This window comes from Methylobacterium sp. E-046 (assembly GCF_022829625.1).
GTDB classification, from domain to species: Bacteria; Pseudomonadota; Alphaproteobacteria; order Rhizobiales; family Beijerinckiaceae; genus Methylobacterium; species Methylobacterium longum.
In genome coordinates this window covers 1-2999 of record NZ_JAKSYP010000271.1, presented here as the reverse complement: position 1 = coordinate 2999, position 2999 = coordinate 1, and the positions used below count along the sequence as shown (strand labels likewise).

2 protein-coding genes and 2 pseudogenes are annotated in these 2999 nt (G+C 66.3%); 3 read left to right on the top strand and 1 reads right to left on the bottom strand.

The window, feature by feature from the left end; genetic code table 11:
* Positions 1-278: pseudogene (locus MKK82_RS29555) on the top strand (hypothetical protein); the annotation flags it as partial.
* A gap of 359 nt (positions 279-637) precedes the next feature.
* Here MKK82_RS29555 and MKK82_RS34105 read toward each other — a convergent pair.
* Positions 638-1720, bottom strand: coding sequence for a methyl-accepting chemotaxis protein (locus MKK82_RS34105; RefSeq protein ID WP_279603347.1), 1083 nt, complete (start codon positions 1718-1720; stop codon positions 638-640).
* A 452-nt stretch (positions 1721-2172) separates the two neighbouring features.
* Here MKK82_RS34105 and MKK82_RS29545 point away from each other — a divergent pair, with 452 nt between their 5' ends.
* Both MKK82_RS29545 and MKK82_RS29540 read left to right on the top strand, forming a co-directional pair.
* Positions 2173-2373 (top strand): hypothetical protein, encoded by a 201-nt coding sequence (locus MKK82_RS29545; RefSeq protein ID WP_238294228.1) that lies wholly within the window; start codon positions 2173-2175, stop codon positions 2371-2373.
* Positions 2374-2779: 406 nt separating this feature from the next.
* A pseudogene (locus MKK82_RS29540) lies at positions 2780-2999 on the top strand (hypothetical protein); the annotation flags it as partial.

Here is a 2999-nt window from a genome sequence, read left to right as displayed (position 1 = left end):
CCAGCAGTCACCGACATCACCCCCCTATCCGACTCTCTCTTCCTCCTCGCCGCTCTTCCTATCTCACCGACTCCTTCCTGAACTTCTACCGCTCCTCGGCCGTCACGCTCAAGGTCGAATGCCTGTACGTCAACCACGACCGCAACACCCGCAACCAGGGCGCGTTCGTGATTAACGCCGCCTCCAACGTCCCGGCCGTCTACAGCCCGGTCGGCCGCCGCTCCGACGAGTTCGCCGTCGTCCGCGCCGGCCTGAACTACAAGTTCGGCTCGTACTGAGATCCGGTCGAGCTGCTCCCGGTATCTGTCCCGGGAGTTGCGGCAGAGGGCGAAGGGTAGCTGGTCCTCCCCATCGCCCCTCGCCGCAGAAGAGCAGCCGTCCGGCTGACCTTCGCATCCCCAGCCCGATCAAACTGGCCGCGAGGTCGGCGACACCCTGGGAGCACCCGCTCCCGGGGTGTTTTCTGTTCAGGACCTGAACGGCACCGACTCCTGAAGCGGGCTGTGCTCGGACGCACATCGCGGAACGCACTTCGCGCGTAGCTCTTCCACGTGGCTGCTATCACCCCCTCGGCAGCCCGATCCAGCGGCGCAGCGGCCTTTCCAGGTTGCTGCGCCGTTGTCGTTAGGGGCCGCCTCTACGCTCCCCGCTGAAGGATTACGCCGTACCAGCCCTGGCCGAGGTAAGTCTCATAGCCGGGGGTCCGGTGGTATGCCTGGACCGAACCTGAGCCAACGTCTCGCACTACACCGCACTCACGACCTGCCGGATCGAGTGCCAGCGTCTCACTGAGCACACCTTGTCCGTCGGAAGCCGCCAGCACGCGTCGGCGCGCATCCATCAGCAGCACCCGTGTCCGCCCACGATCCTCCGGCGACACACGCACCCCCTCGACGATCGCGCGCGCCTGCGGCTCCCAATCGAAGTGGATTGCCAGCACGCCGACTGGCCGCCCGTTCGCCCGACCACTCTCGCGCACGCTCGCCGCGTAGGTTGCGACCTGCGCGTTGCCGAGGCCGGTCTCCCGGCGCACGTCGGCACACACGTAATCGTCTCCGGAGGACAGACGGACCGCTTCCCGGAACCAGGGTTCACCGGCGACGCTGCGGCCGCGCACATCCGGGTAGCGGTCCGGTCGCCCGGTGGCGAGGACCCGTCCCTCCAAGTCGCACAGCCAGAGGTCGAGATAGACGGTGTAGGCCGACAGGATCACGCCGAGGCGCTGGGTGGCGTAGGCGGCTGCGGCCGCGTCCGGCGCCGCCGCGCAGGTGGTGACGGCCGCGTCCGTCGCCCACCATCGCACGTCGCAGGTGCGCTCGTAGAGATTTCGGTCGATCAGCTCGACGGCGTTCAGCGCCAGATCGACGAGGCGCTCATCCTGCGCCCGGCCAGCCATGGCATCGACAGCGCGCTGCAGATCATTCACCCGCGTCGAGAGATGGGTTTCCAGTTCGCGGGCAAGGGTCTCCACCTCGCTACCGATGGCGCGCACCTCTTGCGCGACGACGGAGAAGCCGCGCCCCTGCTCCCCGGCACGAGCAGCCTCGATAAGGGCATTCAGCGCCAGCATCTTGGTCTGAGCGGTGATCTGCTGGATGCGGCCGGCTTTGTCCTGCGCGATGCGTCTGACCTCTTCGGTCAGGGTGGAGACCTCTGCCAGAGTGGCAGGAGCATTCGGCTTCCCCGAAGCCGGGACGACGTGAAGGGTGGCGTAGCCCATAGCGCTTGCCCGATGCCGGATCAGCATCGGGCCAGTGACTTCCGACTACACCCGGTCAGCCGCTTCCCGACACATTGGCAATAATAATAATCGGGCTAGATTAACTATGTCCTAAGTGGACGGTTAACTTCGGCGCCTACAACGATAGATTGTACTCATCGTCGACTTGGATGCGCAACGGGCACGAGTATTCAGTGGGAGCAACGGGCCGGTGGCTCGTGGAGCCGTTGCGCGTGTCGCCCGCATCACAGCCCGATGCCGCTCACGCTCTACGGCAAGCCCACTATGGATCTCGCGTTCGCGCGGCTGCGGCTCGACTGGCTTCCTGATCAGGGCTCCGCCTCGACACTGGCCCGCCGCTCGCCATGTTAAGCCCATATCCGCGCACCACGGCCAGGCCGACGACCCACAGGAAGGGCCAGGGCATGCTCGGCAGCCAGCAGGAGGGAGCCATGGGCTACATCATCTCCGGGACGAACGCCGCAAATCAGGCCGGACCCAGCAGCAGCCAAGTCGATACCGCCCTGGAGGCTTGGGAGAAAACCGTAGAGCTTCAGGAGAGCGGATACACAGTGCGCGTGACCTCATCGGAGGGCGCTGAGGTCGATCTGGATGACCTCAAGGTGCGCGCGCTGGCGACCGAGGGGCCGTAGCCTGCATCGAGCGACGAGTGCTCAACGTCACAGGAGCTCCGCCGCAGCCGTTCGGTTCCTTCGCCCCCTCCGCCTCGACCGCAGCGATCACGTTCTCCGGTTCTGCGACCTGATGCAGGGCGCTCTCGGTCGGTACGCCGTCGGGCTCGGCCGCCGCCAGGATGAGCGTGCGCTTGTGCGCCGTCGGGCATTCGAGACGGGTGCCGAGCCGGTCGGGCATAGGCGGGCTGCAGCGGCCAGGACGCAGCCCAGCAATTAAGCGCGTCCGCTCCGCAGCGTACCGTTTTGCCGCTAGGCTGTGCCGTTAACCACTTCCTAATCTTCGTTAATGGTTCGTTGACGCGAGAGCCCGATTTTGAGGAAATACGTAGGCGGGCCGGTACCCGCTACGTCCTCCGAGGTCATCATGGTTCGGGTTTCAGCGCCCAGGCCGATACGTCGCTTAGGTACCGGCACGCTTGCCGGCCTCGCTGCGCCGCTGCTGCTCCTCGCCGCCACGGGCGCGGCCGAGGCGCACGTGAAATGGTTCTGCGCCTACGACGTGGCCGGTCAGCCGCGCGGCCTCGAACAGGTGCTGTGCCCGGATTTCGAGTGGCTCACCGGCCTCGCCCTCGTCTGCCTGATGC

Excerpts from the sequence above, each read along its gene's own strand:
- MKK82_RS34105 (WP_279603347.1), bottom strand. The coding sequence starts at position 1,720 with ATGGGCTACGCCACCCTTCACGTCGTCCCGGCTTCGGGGAAGCCGAAT.
- MKK82_RS29545 (WP_238294228.1), top strand. The coding sequence starts at position 2,173 with ATGGGCTACATCATCTCCGGGACGAACGCCGCAAATCAGGCCGGACCC.